Consider the following 16,283-nt stretch of genomic DNA (forward strand, 5'->3'; position numbering starts at 1 on the left):
TTTTTTTGACAACCCCAACAATACATATCAGAGGCATCATGTTCGATCTTCTTCGACACAAAACAAGTAGTAGCAAAGCCGATATTCTCTCGGGATTAACCGTGGCACTGGCACTGATCCCGGAAGCCGTAGCTTTCGCATTCGTGGCACATGTTGAACCTATGGTAGGTTTATACGCTGCATTTATTATGGGGCTAGTTACCGCAGTCATCGGTGGCCGACCGGGGATGATTTCTGGTGCAACCGGCGCAATGGCAGTTGTAATGGTTTCATTGGTTGTTGAGCACGGCGTGCAATACCTGTTTGCCGCCGTTGTACTCGCCGGTATTATTCAAATTCTCGCCGGAGTATTTAAACTGGGTAAATTCATCCGTATTGTGCCTTACCCGGTAATGATAGGCTTTGTTAACGGGCTGGCGATTGTTATTTTCCTTGCTCAGCTTGGCCAGTTTAAAGTCAAAGACGCTGCAGGCAACATGGTTTGGATGGCACAAGAGCCATTAATGATCATGCTAGGGTTAGTGGCACTAACCATGGCAATCATTCATTTTCTACCTAAGCTAACCACGGCTGTGCCCTCTTCACTGGTTGCTATCTTAACGGTTACTGGTTTAGTAGTTGGTTTAGATCTTGATACCCGCAACGTATTAGACTTTTTGAAAACCATGAGTGGTGATGAAGCAGCAACCATTGCAGGTACCCTGCCATCATTTGCCATCCCAAGCGTGCCATTCAATTTCGAAACCTTTTACATCATCTTGCCTTACGCCTGTATTTTAGCGGCAGTTGGTTTGATTGAATCGCTCCTTACCCTAACGGTAATCGACGAAATGACCAATAGCCGTGGTAAAGGCAACAAAGAATGTGTTGGCCAAGGTGTTGGTAACATTACCTCTGGCTTCTTCGGCGCTATGGGTGGTTGCGCGATGATTGGTCAATCAATGATTAACATCAACTCTGGTGGTCGTGGTCGCCTATCAGGTATTACTGCTGCCCTAGCCTTACTAACCTTTATCTTGTTCGGCGCAGCATTCATCGAAATTATCCCGCTGGCAGCGCTAGTTGGTGTAATGTTTATTGTGGTACTTGGCACGTTTGAATGGGCAAGCTTTAAGGTGATGCGCAAAGTACCTAAGCACGATGCATTCGTGATTGTACTTGTGACAACCGTAACCGTATTTACCGACCTTGCCTTTGCGGTATTTGTTGGTGTTATCGTGTCTGCTCTTGTATTTGCTTGGGAGCACGCTAAGCATATTAACGTTGAAGTATCGACAGACGCTAACGGCTGGAAAATTTACCGTGTAAACGGCCCGCTATTCTTTGGCTCGGTGGCAAACTTCCTTGAACTATTCAAAGCAGAAGATGATCCACAAGATGTGATCATTGATTTTCAAAACTCACGCGTTGCCGACCACTCAGCATTAGATGCCATCGACACCCTTGCTGAGCGTTATTTAAAAGCAGGTAAACAGCTACATTTGCGTCACTTAAGTCAGGATTGTAAAGCGCTACTGCATAAAGCGGGTGACTTGGTCGAAGTGAACATGATTGAAGATCCACACTACAAGGTGGCTGACGATAAGCTTGACTCATAAACCTGTTTAAATTTTAGGCTTGAGCACTCAGTGATACCAAACTAAATAGCGGCCCTAGTGGTCGCTATTTTTTTAACGCACTTACCAGTCATTTTCTAACCGATACCTATGAGGCTGGCATCGCAAATCGTTTGGGAGCTATTTCGTTTAGGCAATAAAAACCGTGATCTAGCCTTTATTTCAAACGCTTATATTTACTAAGGCATTCTAAACATTTTAATAAATACTAGTTAAAAACCTTGTCCTATGATGAAACCAAGTCGAAACACATTGTTAAGGTTAAATCATGAAAAAGACCCTTCTAGCTAGTTTAATCGCATTCACCGCGTTTAGCGCTAACGCAGAACTTATCCAACACACAGATCAAATCGGTGAAGTACAGTTCACGGGTTCTACTTACGAGCTAGGTAAACACGTTGGTGAAGTCGCTGGTAACCAAGTAGAAAGCGCAATCGAGCGTTTCAGCGACACCTTAGGTCAAATGCTTCCAGGCCTAAGTGCAGAGTCTTTATCTAAGTCTTTTGATGACCAACAAGTATTCGCTAAGCTTAAGAAAGCTAGCCCAGAATCTGCATCTTACATTCGCGGTCTTGCAGATCAACTAAACAAGAACCCTAACCTTCTTCTAGCTGTTGCTATGTCAGATGAAGCGATCCTTGAATCTCAACGCAACGGCGGTATGGGCTTCCTACAGGCTGAAAAAGGTGCTCACGCCCCATCTGCTCCAGCAAAATGTACTTCAATGGCAGTAGCGGCTTCAGGCAATAAAGCATGGGCAGCATCTAACTTTGACTACATGGGTGTTAACTACACTGGTCTGCTAATGCTTAAACACACTGACACTGACGGTAAAACTCGCCTGATCCAAACTTGGGCTGGTCTAATCCCTTACGGTGGTGTCACCAAAGGTGCTCAAGTAATGACCATGAACACCATGGCTGACCAAGGTACGCTACGTGAAAAAGACGGCGGTGAGATCCTGAGCGATACAGCGACTCCTTCTTTCTACCTAAGCTGGGATGTATACAACACTGAAGACTACGCAGGTATTAAGTCAGTATTCAACAAGTACCCAGAATACACAGCATTTTTCACTTACACTGTAGCTTCTGCTAACCAGCCTGCGATGAACATCGAGAACACTTACGGCGGTAAAGTAAACTACTCTGAGGGTGAGTACAAAGCACACGCTAACCACTCTGTTTACAGCCAGCCTGCTGAGTTTGTTGATGAAGCATTCGCAGCACACTCTCTTGCACGTCAAGATGCAGCTGAAAACTTCATGGCGAAAGCATCTGTTGAGACTCCAGAGTCAGAAGTACGTGAGCTTCTGCAAAGCAAACCACTTTGGAAAGGCCGTGGTGACATGATGGGTACCGTAACCAACACTTACTATAAAGTTGACGGTAAGAAAGTTGATGTTTACTTCCAAACTGACAGTGAGCACAAGCCAGTTCACATGACTAACTACTAGATACTAAATAGTAGTCAGCTAGTGTTAGTATTAAAAAGAGCGACCATTGGGTCGCTCTTTTGCTATCTACCGCATACACAACCCACTGCTACACAACCCTCTACTAAACAGAAAGTTACTTCAATAAGTGCTGAAACAGCTCAGTCACCTTATCGACTTTAGGTTTAACCACCATCTGACAATAAGACTGTTGAGGATTGTTTGCATAATAATTTTCATGTTTTAGTTCGGCGGCATAAAACTCATCAAATTTAACCACTTGCGTCACAACTGGGTTATTAAACACCTGCTTAGATTCAAGCTCAGCAAGCGCTGCATTAACTAGGTCTGCTTGCACTTGATCATGCACAAATATCACTGAGCGATATTGTGGGCCTACATCATTACCCTGGCGGTTAAGCGTGGTTGGGTCGTGTGAGCTAAAAAACACCGCAAGCAAGGTTTGATAATCAAGTTTCGTAGCATCAAACTCTACCTGCACAACTTCAGCATGATGAGTGTTGCCACTACATACTTTCTCGTAGTTGGCATCTTCTGCAGAGCCACCGCTATAACCTGAAGTGACTTTCTCAACCCCATCTAAGCGTGAAAATATCGCCTCTAAGCACCAGAAACAACCGCCGCCAAAGGTGGCAAGCTTAGTAGACTGCTTAGCTTCATTACCTATTTCGCTCGCTTCGATTTCTTTAAACGTCATCGACACCGAGTTAACACAATGGCGCACGTTAGCCGGCGTTAACATCTCACCTTCAAATACGTGCCCTAAGTGACCACCACATTCAGCGCATACGATTTCAGTTCTGTGTCCATCAGCATCCGGTACGCGTGTTACCGCACCTTTGATTTCGTTATCAAATGCAGGCCAGCCGCAATGGGCTTGAAACTTGTGTTCACTCAAATAAAGCGGTGCTTCGCATCGCCTACAGCAGTAGACTCCTTTGGCGTTGTGATCGACATATTCGCCAGTAAACGGCCTCTCAGTGCCCTTTTGCTCAATTACATAACGTTCAAACTCTGTTAGTGGTTTCATGTTTTTCCTCTACCACAAATCTCACCTTTGGACTCGGTCTAGTCAATATGATGATACGACCTAACTTCTATAAAGTGTACGGTAGTATAGGGCCTGTTGCTCTTTCAAGATTATTTTTGCAGCTGCTTGTTGGAAATTTATACAAGGCAACAACTTTGATGTGTGGTTGCTCCACATGATAAGTCGTTAACGCAGTAGAAATGACAACAAGCGCTGCCTGAAAGGTTCGTTTAAAAGCACTTTACTCTTTGTTGCGAGCGAATTTGTTTAGGTGACTAGACTTCATCGCTCACGCCTCGATTAAAGTGCTTTTAATTCGAACAAATTCTAATCAGCAAAGAACAGCAGGCCCTAGTGATCATGATCAAATAATTGCAGCCAATTGCGACAATAGCTACCATTAGCTCGGGTTCAAGTTGGAGTGAGTCACAAGAACTCGCCCAATGCTGATAAAAATGCTTATACAAAAACTGATAAAAATAAGATCATAAATATGAAACTAGAAACTATCGACTACCGCAGTGATAACTGCGCCGAGCAATTTGTAAAATCGCTCCATGAAACTGGCTTTGGGGTCTTAAGCCACCATCCTATTGAGCAATCGCTGGTAGAGACCATTTACAAGCAATGGTACGAATTTTTCAATAGCGACAACAAAGATGACTTTTTGTTTAAACCAGAAACACAAGACGGATTCTTCCCAGCTTCTATCTCAGAAACCGCCAAAGGCCATAGCGTTAAAGACATTAAAGAGTACTACCATGTGTACCCTTGGGGCCGAATACCTGAAGAACTTAAGCGAAATATTCTTAAATACTATGAGTCAACCAACGCGTTAGCTGCAGAATTACTCAGCTGGATTGAAAAATACTCGCCAGCAGATGTAGCCAAACACTACTCAATCCCGCTATCGCAAATGATTGAGAACAGCCAAAAAACCTTGCTTAGAGTATTACACTATCCGCCACTTCAAGGTGATGAAGAACTAGGCGCAATTCGCGCTGCTGCACATGAAGATATTAACCTTATCACCATATTACCTGCCGCCAATGAGCCAGGATTACAGGTTAAAACTAAAACTGACGAATGGATTGATGTGCCAAGTGACTTTGGTAACCTCATCATTAACATAGGTGACATGCTGCAAGAAGCTTCACAAGGCTACTTCCCATCAACATCGCACCGTGTGATAAACCCACAAGGCGCTGACAAAACTAAATCTCGCATTTCACTGCCGCTATTTTTACATCCAAACCCAGAGGTAGTGCTGTCAGACAAATACACAGCCGACTCTTACCTTATGGAGCGACTACGCGAACTTGGGGTGATTTAAGCTTAGGGCCCAACAGCTGCACAACAAACAAGCGTCTTCGGGCGCTTTTTTTGTGCTTTTAATCAATGAACAAGGTAGAATACCGCTTCATTTTTGAGTGACAAAAGGCAACATCATGGCTATTCAATGGTTCCCAGGACACATGCATAAAGCGCGTAAAGAGATCGAGAAGGTTATGCCTCAAGTCGACCTCGTGATTGAAGTGCTCGACGCGCGTATCCCATATAGCAGTGAAAACCCGATGATTGCCAAACTGCGTGGAGAAAAACCATGCATCAAGTTACTCAACAAAGCTGATCTTGCCGATCCGGTAATTACCGAGCAGTGGATTGAGTATTTTGAACAAGAGCAAGGTGTCAAAGCCTCTGCAATCACCACACTGCAACCTGGCATGGTCAAAAAAATCCCTGATATCTGCCGTAAATTAGTGCCTCACCGCGACGTTACCGAAAAAGACATTCGCACCATGATCATGGGGATCCCAAATGTGGGTAAATCTACCATTATCAATACCCTTGCAGGTCGCGTTATCGCGAAAACGGGTAACGAGCCAGCAGTGACTAAAAATCAGCAACGCATTAATCTGCGCAATGGTATCGTACTATCCGATACACCAGGCATTTTGTGGCCGAAGGTAGACAACGAATCAAGCAGCTACCGCTTAGCAGTTACTGGCGCGATTAAAGATACGGCTATGGAATATGACGATGTCGCCATGTTCGCAGCTGAGTACTTTTTAAAAGCGTACCCTCAAGAAATGATGGAGCGTTACAAGCTAAAAGAATTGCCAGAAACCGATATTGAACTGCTAGAAGCCATTGGCCGCTCACGTGGCGCATTGAGCGGTGGCGGTCGTATTGATTACCACAAAGTATCAGAGCTGTTATTACACGAGTTCCGCTCAGGCAAGATTGGTCAGCTAACCCTTGAAACTCCAGCAATGGCGGAAGTTGAAAAGCAAAAAGTGGCAGAACTACTGGCAGAAAAAGAAGAGCTTAAAAAGCAAAAACAAGAGCAGGAAAAACGTAAACGTTCAGGTAAGCGTCACTAGTTACCTCTGTTCTAAGTAGTGTTTGCACTAATGCTTGCGCTAAATATTAACCGCGCATGTTTGCGTCTAACGTTTATCCCTATTGCGCTTAAGCTTTCCTAAGCCGAAAACTGCAAAAGCCACAGTCATCACTGTGGCTTTTTATTAGCTTAAAATCGGCTACTTATTTTAAGACTTGGCACTTAGCTCTTAGCACTGTTGGCTAAACCACGTGCTATTTAATGCTGATAGCAAGCGCCGACAAGCTGTCTTCTAATAAATCTAACACCAACTCAAAACCTTTATCACCGCCATAGTAAGGGTCTGGCACTTCAGTTATATCTGCATCGCCAAAGGCTAAAATCATTTTAAGTTTGTGCTGTAAATGGCTTGGGCAGCGTGCTTGTAAATCCGCCATGTTGTCATTATCAGCCGCTAAAATCAGATCAAAGTTTTCAAAGTCACTGTCAGTAACTTGTCTTGCTTTCATACCTGAAAAATCTAAGCCACGTTTAACACCCGCAGCTACAGAACGTGGATCTGGTGCATTCCCCTGGTGATAAGCAATTGTGCCAGCAGAATCTACCAACACATCTAGTTGATGCTTAGCAACCTGCTGCCTAAATACCGCTTCTGCAGTTGGCGAGCGGCAAATGTTGCCCATACATACGAATAGGACGCTAGAAATCTTATTATCTTTCATAAATACAATGACTTAAAATATATGTTCTTCTTTAATCAGGCCGGAGCATTAGCAATGGCTTGTTAGCTGTACTTTGCACAGTAACTAGACCAATCATACTTAATTAATTTAACAAATTGAGGATAACCGTTATCAGTTTTATATGATACAACGACTTGTTTCCCCACCACATTAACTTGAAAGGCTGGAGAATAGTAAACTCTAATTGGAGCGAAACTAGAATAAGAAGCTACCCAACCATCTTCATGGTTAGTTAATACTTTGACTAGATCATCGTACTCCGCATCACCCTTAGAAATGATCTTTTCACAAAACTCAAATTGTTTAGGAATGAAGTCAATTCGTATCTCTTGGTTTCGGAAAACGTAAAGATAGGTCACGATGACGAAAACCACTAAGGATAGAATTAATAGTTTTAGAGTAGTGATGCCAAATCCTTATGTACAGCTAACGCCCCAATAAGCGGCGAATAATAGTTGGCTAAAATTGTGAACGAAGTGAACGCAGCCAACTGTTATACGTCCGACTTGATTGGCTTGTTAGGTATCACCTTCTCTTGACTGAATTTGATTTAAACCATGCTCCCCAGGATACAAAACATTTTTAAATTGATTCCATTCTGGATCAGGTTTTGAACCTATTTGATAAAGATAATCACTTTTTGAATCTAATACATCATTTATTACTTTTTCAAACAAAGAAGAGTCTGCTGAATAGAAATAAAACTGCCTCATGCCGTTGGTTGTTATGCGTCCAACATAGTGAATTTCTGAACCTTCTATTGCATTTTCAATATTATCTTCATAATCACACAATGCATCAAATTCATCATCGTGACTTAATCCATCATCGCGCTCGTACTTGAGCTTTATGAATAGCCAGCTTAACGTATCTAGGTTATTTTCCTCTAAATCTAATTTTGCGTCTAAGTCCAAATAGATAGATGCTATGTTCTGATTTATATTGGCTTTATAAAAGTCCCAGTTTGACATTACACGCGTCCTTTCATTGATACCTAACAGCGTATTAGCGGGAATTCCGATTTAATCCATTAACATTTCGCCAGAACTCAAACTGCAATACACTTTTTAATTAATATTTCCAATAACTTACCAACCAAATCTAGAAACAGCAATAGCATCTAGCGCTGGTGAAACCGAGAATTTAGATAACTGAGAATTATCAGGTCTCGTTATGTAAACGATTGATAACATTTTAAACTTATAAAATCAGTAACTTATCAGTATTTCATTTGGTAAACCGAGAATTTTGTAACTTACATAACGAGAAGCGATTAGCGAAGTTCCCTGCATAAAAATTAAACCTGTATAAAAACACAGTCATAGTATCATTGGTAAATGCTGCTCAGCTCTCATATAGAAAGTAATTTAATCGCGCAGCCCTATTTAGCGTGGCATTGACGATCTGAATTTAAGGCTAATCGTCTTTATCAAGATGCCTAACTCGTTTAAACCGAGCAAACCGTGGTACGCCCTTTTTGGTAACCCCGAATATTCAAAGGTGATAATACTGTTGAGGGCGGCGGAGATTGTCGCTGAACATCGGTAAGGCCTGAACCGATTTTAAAACGTATACCATCTTCTAGCTCGACCACCAAAGCGCCAACCATGCCTTGGTACTTGCCTTTACCTGCAGTGTAAGCGACCACTTTTGCCTCAGCGTCATGTTTGGGTTTGAGCTTGACTATGTTGTCTGTACGGCCATGGAAATAACGTGCATTCATTTTATGCAGCATCAGCCCTTCACCGCCAGCTGTGACCACATCATCTAGCCAGTCGAACAACTCATCATTTGAAGACACCCTTTTCTGCTCTATCGCACCAACGTTAGCTTTGCCAATTGATAACTGCTTCAAGTACATGTAGCGCTCTGCAAAGTTGCCGTCTACACAAGGGGCATCAAACAGCATAAGCTTCACTTGTTTCCACAAAGCTTGAGTATGCTCAGTTTGTTGTTTGGTTCTCACTAGAGCAGAAATAGTTTCAAAGTCATCACGTTTACGCCATAACTCTCCTTCAACGCAAACGCCCTTGGGCAGTTGCGCAATAAACCAATCAGGCGCATCAATGGCGTTACCCTTTCTGGTGACAAGCTTTGTTCCAGTCCACACACCGCGCACACCATCAAGCTTTTCACTGACTAGGTAATTCTCTAATTGCATATCACTTTGATATATTTTGGCTAACTGTAACTGCGGCGGAGTGTCTTGCACTTTTGATAAGTCTAAGGTGTCAGCATTTGACTCGGCGCTGCACACACCCAATAACAGACTGAGTAATAAGCTAAGTAACAAAGTAATGACCAGATGTAATCGATACGGTACTTGAGTTGACTTGATTGAAACTGCAGAAAGTATGATTAAAATGCACATGCAAACAGGCGCTTGCTGGGCGCGACATTTCATAGTTAGCTTCCTTGCTTGTTGATATAAGAATACCAATTAGAACAACTATTTGATCATTCTTACTGGTTAAAAGCGCTTATAACTTCGTTAGAAATTTTGTAGGTAGAGTAACTAGCTAGCTGTAATTTCCGCCTTGTTCTAAGCGATTTTTCCTGCGTAATCTCTGGTCACTTATTTATCCCAATTGGTATAAAACAGTGGCATAATGCCATTCCAAACAAGCATAGACCATCCATTACACAACTGATAACAACTACAAAGTCTTATGAAACCAGAAAACAATCATGGAATTAAACGCGTTATCCGCGCGACCGGCTTTTCGATGAAAGGATTAAAAGCGGCCTGGCAAAATGAAGCTGCATTTCGTCAAGAGCTTGTCCTAGCGATAATCATGCTACCTATCGCGGCATTGCTACCAGTCACTCTGGTAGAAAAGCTATTGCTTGTTGCATGTGTTTTTCTGGTGCTCATCGTCGAGCTGGTGAACTCTGCTATTGAAGCTGTAGTAGATAGAATAAGTGACGACATTCACCCATTAAGCGGCCGGGCTAAAGACATTGGCTCAGCAGCAGTATTTGTCGCATTAACCTTATGCGGCATTGTCTGGGGCGCAGTGCTCATCAATGCGTTTATGTAAATTCAGGCTAATTCATCCATTATAAGTTTAAGCGCTTACCAATTTGTGTACATTAGGTTGAGCGCATTCTATTAAGGGTATTCGATTAAGTGCATTTGCCAGCGCTTAAATCTTGCCAGCACTTTGTGCACACTCTCATACGTTCGCTCAATTTCCACCAACTCACACCTTGCTCTATCACTGAACACTTCCGCATTTTCATCCAGTGCTAGCACTCTTTAAGTTCAAAAATCCCTCTGCACTCATTTAAGCGCTTAGCCCTTTGCTTAACAGTAAATATTGACTTTAAGAGCGTCAAAATTATGTGATATGCCAACTTTAAGTCGCAAAAAATGTCACTTGCAAGAATTTGCAATAAACTTTGACGCGATAAATGCCGCAACTTCTGCACAAATTTGATTTACCACAATATTTTTATCACAACCGCTTCACATTTGGTTACAAGATGCTAATATCTTTTGAGTCTAAATTAGTCCTGAGCAACGAAGTAAACGTCGCTTTTGGCATTCATAACGATAAAAAGCGCTAAAACCAATAATAATGAAAGGCACTAAATCCATGTTCAAATCTGCACTTGCTTGCTCTTTGCTATTAGCTATGTCTCCAATAGCTGTTGCTGATGTGACTGCAGAAGATTCGTTCGCTTTTCGTGTCGGTGCATTTTATGCCAGCTCAGACTCTTATATGAATGTTACCAATCCTGAAACTGGTGGTATTTTTCCATTGGATTTTGAGGATGATTTATTTCTGGCTGAAGATCAGTTTCTTCCCTTTTTCGAATTTGTATGGTCGTTCAATGATCGACACCATGTTTACGTCGATTGGAAATCTCTGCATCGCACCGCCAATACTCCTTATGTTGAAGATACCTGGATTTTCACCAACCCAAACGATGACAAAACTTACATTGTAGAAGCTGGCGCTCAACTAAAAACCACGCTAAACATCGACATTATGCGTTTAGGCTATGGTTACGATTTATTCCAAGGCGATGATTACACTTTTGGTGCGTCGATTGGTTTACACACCATGTTTATCAAAACCGCTTTTGAGGGAACAATCGGTTTGTGTTCACCTACAGTGATGGCTAACTCGGCATGTAACGACTTTGTGGCAAACCCAAGAGTCGTTGATGAAAGCCTTACCGCACCGCTTCCCGATATTGGTATTTATGGTACTTACGAATTTATCCCTGGCTGGACAATTGGCGGGCACGCCCAGTATTTCGCCATTAAGTACGATGATGTCAAAGGTTCACTAATTGATATTCGCGCCTCTGTAGAGACAAACGTTGGTGACAACTGGCAGCTGTCTGTAGGCTATAACTACTACGAAGTTGATGTAGATTATGCTCAGAACGTTAGCTTCGGTGATCAAGACTTCCACCTTGCCGATTATAATCTTAACTACAGCTTCACAGGTCCGCGCTTTTCAGTTCAATATCATTTCTAGTTATTTTCAGTTGTAATCAATGCTCACGCGCAACGTTTGTTGCGACTCAATTACCTTGCGTTAGACTATAGGCAATGTCTTAGTTGCCAACTATCGCCCCAATAACAGTATCTGTGTAGTACGAGTCAGCTCACATAACTTTACCTAGCTAAATCAACAACAAATTCATACAATCAACTTAAGCTTTCAGACAAATTGCTATAGTTATCTAAACATGCAGCCATAAACGTGTATTTGTTATATTTGCTGCTTTTTAGGTCATCTTTGCGAGGTTAGATATATTCGATGTCAAACAATCTATTGCAAACCGCCGCCGCGAACCTTAAAAAAGCTGTTCCGTTAATGCTCAAGTACAAAATCCCTACTACACCAACCAATTATGCCCTCTGGTATACCTATGTCGGTGAGCAAACACCTGAGCTAAATAAAGCTATGGATGAGGCAATTGAACAAAATCAAACCTGCTCTCCCGTCACCAGTGAATTACTTTATCGCCAGCACGTAGCCGATCCGGTTGAGTTAGATGTGCGTTCACTTCGCAAGAGCCTCGATGCTATGGTGATAGACTTAGCGCAATCAGTAAAAGACACCAATAAAGATACTCAGGTATTCCAGGAGCAAATTGAAAAAGACTTTGCCAAATTAAGCGAAATTGAAGATGGTGGATTTTCGCTGGATCAAATCATCGCTGTGGTGCGTAATATCGTTAAAGAACAAGGCAACATCCGCTCAAGCACCGTTAGCTTTACCGAGCAGCTACTTAAAGCTCAAGCGGAAATCGAATCATTAAAATCAAAACTGGCTGAGTCGGAAAAAGACGTGTTATTTGACTCTTTAACCAATGTGCTAAACCGCAGAGCATTTGACGATGACATTGTCGCGCAAGTCGCAAATAAAGAATCCCAGTGCAGTCTAATATTCGCGGACATTGACCACTTCAAGAACTTTAATGATAACTTTGGTCATCAACTTGGCGATCTAGTGTTAAAAACCGTAGCTAAACGTATTCAGGAAGCTTGCCGTGATGGCAACAAGCTATATCGCTACGGTGGCGAAGAATTTGCCATTATTTGCCCTAATAGCAACCAAAGAGTAGCAAGGCATTTAGCTGAAGGGATCCGCCGCGCCCTTGAAAAGCTTACCGTGAAAGATAGACGCAGCGACAAAGTTATCGACTCTATCACCGCATCTTTTGGCGTACATCAAATTACCGAAAAACAAGGGGTTGCCGAGTTGATCGAAGCGGCAGATAAGCAGCTTTATGAAGCTAAACGCTTGGGCCGCAATCGGGTAATGCCAATTAGCTAATTTACCCTTGTCGGTTGCCCCTATTAAAAGAAAAAACACGGCTACATATAGCCGTGTTTTTTATTGCTTGTTTGAGTGGACGTGGACGCGAACTCGATTTGTTGCCCATCTGTTTCAGTATCAGTTTTCAACTTGGCGCTAACGACATAACGATATTCAGTCTGACTGGTAATGCCCTCGAACGGATAGCAAGTAATTAGCGTTAACTCACTATCGCCGTTGTCATTTAACACATGAGTCGAGGTTTCATGCACTATCTGAATATCACTTACCTCATACTTAAGCACTTGTGCAGACGTGTCTACTAGTTCGATTTCGTCGCCAACCTGCACCAATTGCAGCACTGAGAAGTGACTATCTCTATGCCCTGTAATGATGGTATTGCCATTGGCAGAAACAGGCGCACCAGTGTGCATCAGCCCCGGTCCAAACGCCATGGTTCTGCCACTGGCACCGTCCAATACATATAAAGGCGCCGTTTGAGTATGGCCACTGCTTAGCTTACGTTTTATAGTCAGCTTGGCAACAGGGTGAGTATCAGCCCAAGACCAAGGCTTGTGAGCCTGTTGGTCTTGTAAACTTCGCTCAAATGCGCTTTCAATTAAGTATTGCGCAAAATGGGCTTTTGCCTGCATATATCCTCCCTTAAATACCATCATTAATCCTCCTCCCACCAGCAGTACTGTTATAATCAAATGAAAAGTGCGGGCACTAAAGTGAGTGGTTGCTATAGTGGTCTTTGCCATAACTACCCCTCCCTAATCCGCAGCTGATAACGCAACAGGAGCAGCATATTGACCGAATGTTCTGCTCACTTTGCGGCGCTGCCATTGCCATGCGACATGCCCAAGCCCTAAAGACATCAAGCAAAAACCAATTAACAACCATAAGCGGCTATCGGTTGCTGTTTGCGGTAAACGCATTGCATGCTGTTTTGCCGATTGATTAGCGCGCTGCTTGCTAGCATCGAATCCCGCAGGCAAAAGGTTACTTACAAATCCATCAACACTATTAGTTGGATCAGGGTTAACTGGCGTGACATCTACTGCCACTAAACTGGTTTGCGAAGTAACGAGGTGATACTTGAGGCCAATGGCAGCAATTTGCTGCTCGACACGTTGGCGATTAGCGCGGTTTTGAGTCAGCTCCAGTGCATTGACGTATTGATTAGCCCAAAGTAAATCTAACCCTGCAGCTTGAGTTGGCTCATCGGTAGCAAGCGTTCGCTGCCAGAATTGACCATTAATATTGCCGCTAACAACAAGCGGTTTAGATTGAGCTTGTGCATCGGTTTTGATGCTCAGCACCAAAGGTTCACCCAAGTACAAATCGCCAATCACACTTGGCCAGTAGTCAGGAATTTGTCCATCTTGATAAGCGACTTTGATATCGGTTAAAGCGGGGTGTTCAAGCTTTGCCAGCAGCTTTGCCATTCTCTCGCTCACCTGCTGACCATCACTGATGTATACGTAGCTGCCCTTACCTGCCAACGCCGCAAGTTGCATAAAGTAGCGATTGGGTGCAGAGCCAATGCCAATGGTAAACAAACGCGCATCATCTAAATGAGTATCAATGATATGAAACAGTTGCTGCTCGTTAGACACCGCACCATCGGTGACAAACAACACTTGCTTAAGCTTATGCGAATTAGCTTGGTGCTTTGTTTGATGTTCACCATCAGCATTAACACCAACATTGCCATTACTATGACTTGAAGTCAGTGCTGCCTTTAGTGCTGGCGCCATTTCTGTGCCACCATTAGCATCAAGACTTGCAACAAACTGCTGCCCGAGACCTAAGTTGCGACTGTTAACAGCTAAAGGTTCTACCGCCAATTGAGTCAACCTGTCGCTAAAGGCAATAATGTTGAAGCGATCCCGTGGTGTTAGTCCGGCTAGCGCATAGTTAAGCGCCTGTTTTGCCTGCCTAATTGAGTCACCAGACATAGAGCCAGACACATCAATAACCAAGATCAACTCACGGCTTATTTGTTGGGCTTGTGCTAACTCCTGCGGCGGCATCACCATCAATAACTGATAGTGACTCGTGGGTGTCACTTTGTGTGGCTCAACGCCGGCTACTTTCGTTTCTGCGGGTGTAGCGTTTGATGCTGGCACATGAGTTTGACCTTGCTGACTGAACAAGTAACTCTCAACATTTGCTTGCGCCATTGGCGTCCAGCTGAGCAGAAAGTCTTTGTTTGGCGTTGCCTGCTCGGTTAACGAGATAGACCAAGCATCACCTTGCTGAAAAGGCTTAATGTTATGGCTAGCACTGGATACGGATGCCAGTTCAAAGCCAGTGTCTAACTTAACGTTAATCTCTACCGGGTTAATTACTTGGTTTAAAGCTGCGTAATTGTGTTGAGTTAGTCTCTGCTCAGCTAGCTCATACTCTGATAACTGATTCTTAGATAACTGATCGGCAGTGTGCTCAATGCTAGCCGTATTACTTTGACCAAATAGATTCTGATACATAGCACTAAAGCGCATTGTTGGCAGTGGCTTGTCAAACTCTGATAGTTGCTTGGGTTGATAGCGCGGCGTGATGGTCATAGGAAAATGTAAATTGTATTCACCATCTCTGAGCGCCAATGACTCTTGATAGTAAAACTCAATTTGCATTTCCCCTTGAGGTGCAAGGTTCGCGACATCAGTACTAAAAATATTACTGCGATGGCGTTGCATTAAGCTTGCCTGCTTACCCTGGGCTTTTGCCGCCTCAAAGGTTCGCTTCGCCTGCTTTTTGGTTTCGATAATGCCAACTATCGTATTGCCACCAACGTGCATCAGCAATGAGTCTACGGCAGCATTTTCAGGCAAAGGAAATACATACTCGCCATTAATCCAATGATTGGTTGGGTTTTTAAAGGTTTGCACAACTTTAACGCGACTTACCATGCCAGTGACATTGATATCAACCGAAGTACTTAGCGGCAATGCATAATAAGTTTGCTCAGCGTGGGGCTCACCAAATTGCACTAAGCCATCTTTGGCGCTGCCATGGCTATTGGCATTGTTACTCGCATGGGTATTGCTACTGGTATTAATAGTCGCAATTTGATAACTCATTAAGCCTTGGGTTAACTGCTCATTTTGCCCTTGGGTATGACCTGAAGCGCTTGCAAAGCGACTCACAAATAGCATCAATAGCGAGCAAGAAATCACTAGGTATACATAACGTTTAAAGCATGAGCGCTTTAGTTTTTCGTTTCTAAAACGGGAACCATGACACATAAATGCTCCTTGTCACCTACTTGCATTGCAAGCAGGCAACTGTCTAATTTCAATAAA

General features: G+C 43.1%; 13 protein-coding genes. 7 read left to right on the top strand and 6 right to left on the bottom strand.

Features of this window, described 5'->3' with window-relative positions; genetic code table 11:
* The first annotated feature begins 38 nt into the window (after nt 1-38).
* On the top strand, nt 39-1,598 hold the full coding sequence (locus EXU30_RS01350) for a SulP family inorganic anion transporter (RefSeq protein ID WP_130597465.1): 1,560 nt from the start codon (nt 39-41) through the stop codon (nt 1,596-1,598).
* A 286-nt stretch (nt 1,599-1,884) separates the two neighbouring features.
* Complete coding sequence (locus EXU30_RS01355; protein WP_130597466.1) at nt 1,885-3,072, top strand: C45 family autoproteolytic acyltransferase/hydrolase; 1,188 nt, start codon at nt 1,885-1,887, stop codon at nt 3,070-3,072.
* A 115-nt stretch (nt 3,073-3,187) separates the two neighbouring features.
* Here EXU30_RS01355 and EXU30_RS01360 read toward each other — a convergent pair whose 3' ends face one another.
* The gene (locus EXU30_RS01360) at nt 3,188-4,102 is read right to left on the bottom strand and encodes a bifunctional methionine sulfoxide reductase B/A protein (RefSeq protein ID WP_130597467.1); all 915 of its coding nucleotides are present in this window, start codon (nt 4,100-4,102) and stop codon (nt 3,188-3,190) included.
* Nucleotides 4,103-4,595: 493 nt separating this feature from the next.
* Between EXU30_RS01360 and EXU30_RS01365 the strand changes: the two genes are divergently transcribed.
* Nucleotides 4,596-5,435 (top strand): 2OG-Fe(II) oxygenase family protein, encoded by an 840-nt coding sequence (locus EXU30_RS01365; protein ID WP_130597468.1) that lies wholly within the window; start codon nt 4,596-4,598, stop codon nt 5,433-5,435.
* A 115-nt stretch (nt 5,436-5,550) separates the two neighbouring features.
* Nucleotides 5,551-6,486: a ribosome biogenesis GTPase YlqF gene (gene ylqF / locus EXU30_RS01370; RefSeq protein ID WP_130597469.1), complete on the top strand. Its 936-nt coding sequence runs from the start codon at nt 5,551-5,553 to the stop codon at nt 6,484-6,486.
* A 214-nt stretch (nt 6,487-6,700) separates the two neighbouring features.
* On the opposite strand, the gene EXU30_RS01375 is transcribed toward ylqF, so the two are convergent.
* From EXU30_RS01375 to EXU30_RS01385, 3 genes are all read right to left on the bottom strand, one after another.
* Nucleotides 6,701-7,168, bottom strand: a complete 468-nt coding sequence (locus EXU30_RS01375; RefSeq protein ID WP_130597470.1) for a low molecular weight protein-tyrosine-phosphatase — start codon at nt 7,166-7,168, stop codon at nt 6,701-6,703.
* 539 nt (nt 7,169-7,707) lie between these two features.
* Nucleotides 7,708-8,160 carry a DUF695 domain-containing protein gene (locus EXU30_RS01380; protein ID WP_130597471.1) on the bottom strand — a complete coding sequence of 151 codons (453 nt, stop codon included), beginning with the start codon at nt 8,158-8,160 and terminating at the stop codon, nt 7,708-7,710.
* Between the two features lie 476 nt (nt 8,161-8,636).
* Entirely contained in the window at nt 8,637-9,593 is a 957-nt protein-coding gene (locus tag EXU30_RS01385) for a DNA ligase (RefSeq protein ID WP_130597472.1), read from the bottom strand.
* A 265-nt stretch (nt 9,594-9,858) separates the two neighbouring features.
* On the opposite strand from EXU30_RS01385, the gene EXU30_RS01390 reads away from it, so the two are divergent.
* The 3 genes from EXU30_RS01390 to EXU30_RS01400 all read left to right on the top strand — a co-directional run bounded on the left by EXU30_RS01390 (nt 9,859) and on the right by EXU30_RS01400 (nt 12,990).
* Nucleotides 9,859-10,230, top strand: a complete 372-nt coding sequence (locus EXU30_RS01390) for a diacylglycerol kinase (RefSeq protein WP_130597473.1) — start codon at nt 9,859-9,861, stop codon at nt 10,228-10,230.
* A 558-nt stretch (nt 10,231-10,788) separates the two neighbouring features.
* On the top strand, nt 10,789-11,682 hold the full coding sequence (locus tag EXU30_RS01395; RefSeq protein ID WP_130597474.1) for a hypothetical protein: 894 nt from the start codon (nt 10,789-10,791) through the stop codon (nt 11,680-11,682).
* A 285-nt stretch (nt 11,683-11,967) separates the two neighbouring features.
* Nucleotides 11,968-12,990 (top strand): GGDEF domain-containing protein, encoded by a 1,023-nt coding sequence (locus tag EXU30_RS01400; RefSeq protein ID WP_130597475.1) that lies wholly within the window; start codon nt 11,968-11,970, stop codon nt 12,988-12,990.
* A gap of 41 nt (nt 12,991-13,031) precedes the next feature.
* On the opposite strand, the gene EXU30_RS01405 is transcribed toward EXU30_RS01400, so the two are convergent.
* Complete coding sequence (locus EXU30_RS01405; protein WP_242620293.1) at nt 13,032-13,649, bottom strand: class GN sortase; 618 nt, start codon at nt 13,647-13,649, stop codon at nt 13,032-13,034.
* A gap of 99 nt (nt 13,650-13,748) precedes the next feature.
* A complete protein-coding gene (locus EXU30_RS01410; protein ID WP_130597477.1) occupies nt 13,749-16,226 on the bottom strand; it encodes a marine proteobacterial sortase target protein in 2,478 nt (825 codons plus the stop codon).
* Nucleotides 16,227-16,283 lie beyond the last annotated feature (57 nt).

The sequence above is a fragment of the Shewanella maritima genome (genome assembly GCF_004295345.1).
GTDB lineage: Bacteria > Pseudomonadota > Gammaproteobacteria > Enterobacterales > Shewanellaceae > Shewanella > Shewanella maritima.

Bases quoted from the DNA above. Each gene is read 5' to 3' on its own strand.
- EXU30_RS01385 (WP_130597472.1), bottom strand. From the start codon at position 9,593: ATGAAATGTCGCGCCCAGCAAGCGCCTGTTTGCATGTGCATTTTAATC.
- EXU30_RS01405 (WP_242620293.1), bottom strand. From the start codon at position 13,649: ATGATGGTATTTAAGGGAGGATATATGCAGGCAAAAGCCCATTTTGCG.
- EXU30_RS01355 (WP_130597466.1), top strand. From the start codon at position 1,885: ATGAAAAAGACCCTTCTAGCTAGTTTAATCGCATTCACCGCGTTTAGC.
- EXU30_RS01350 (WP_130597465.1), top strand. From the start codon at position 39: ATGTTCGATCTTCTTCGACACAAAACAAGTAGTAGCAAAGCCGATATT.
- EXU30_RS01400 (WP_130597475.1), top strand. From the start codon at position 11,968: ATGTCAAACAATCTATTGCAAACCGCCGCCGCGAACCTTAAAAAAGCT.
- ylqF (WP_130597469.1), top strand. From the start codon at position 5,551: ATGGCTATTCAATGGTTCCCAGGACACATGCATAAAGCGCGTAAAGAG.
- EXU30_RS01395 (WP_130597474.1), top strand. From the start codon at position 10,789: ATGTTCAAATCTGCACTTGCTTGCTCTTTGCTATTAGCTATGTCTCCA.
- EXU30_RS01360 (WP_130597467.1), bottom strand. From the start codon at position 4,102: ATGAAACCACTAACAGAGTTTGAACGTTATGTAATTGAGCAAAAGGGC.
- EXU30_RS01410 (WP_130597477.1), bottom strand. From the start codon at position 16,226: ATGTGTCATGGTTCCCGTTTTAGAAACGAAAAACTAAAGCGCTCATGC.
- EXU30_RS01380 (WP_130597471.1), bottom strand. From the start codon at position 8,160: ATGTCAAACTGGGACTTTTATAAAGCCAATATAAATCAGAACATAGCA.
- EXU30_RS01365 (WP_130597468.1), top strand. From the start codon at position 4,596: ATGAAACTAGAAACTATCGACTACCGCAGTGATAACTGCGCCGAGCAA.
- EXU30_RS01375 (WP_130597470.1), bottom strand. From the start codon at position 7,168: ATGAAAGATAATAAGATTTCTAGCGTCCTATTCGTATGTATGGGCAAC.
- EXU30_RS01390 (WP_130597473.1), top strand. From the start codon at position 9,859: ATGAAACCAGAAAACAATCATGGAATTAAACGCGTTATCCGCGCGACC.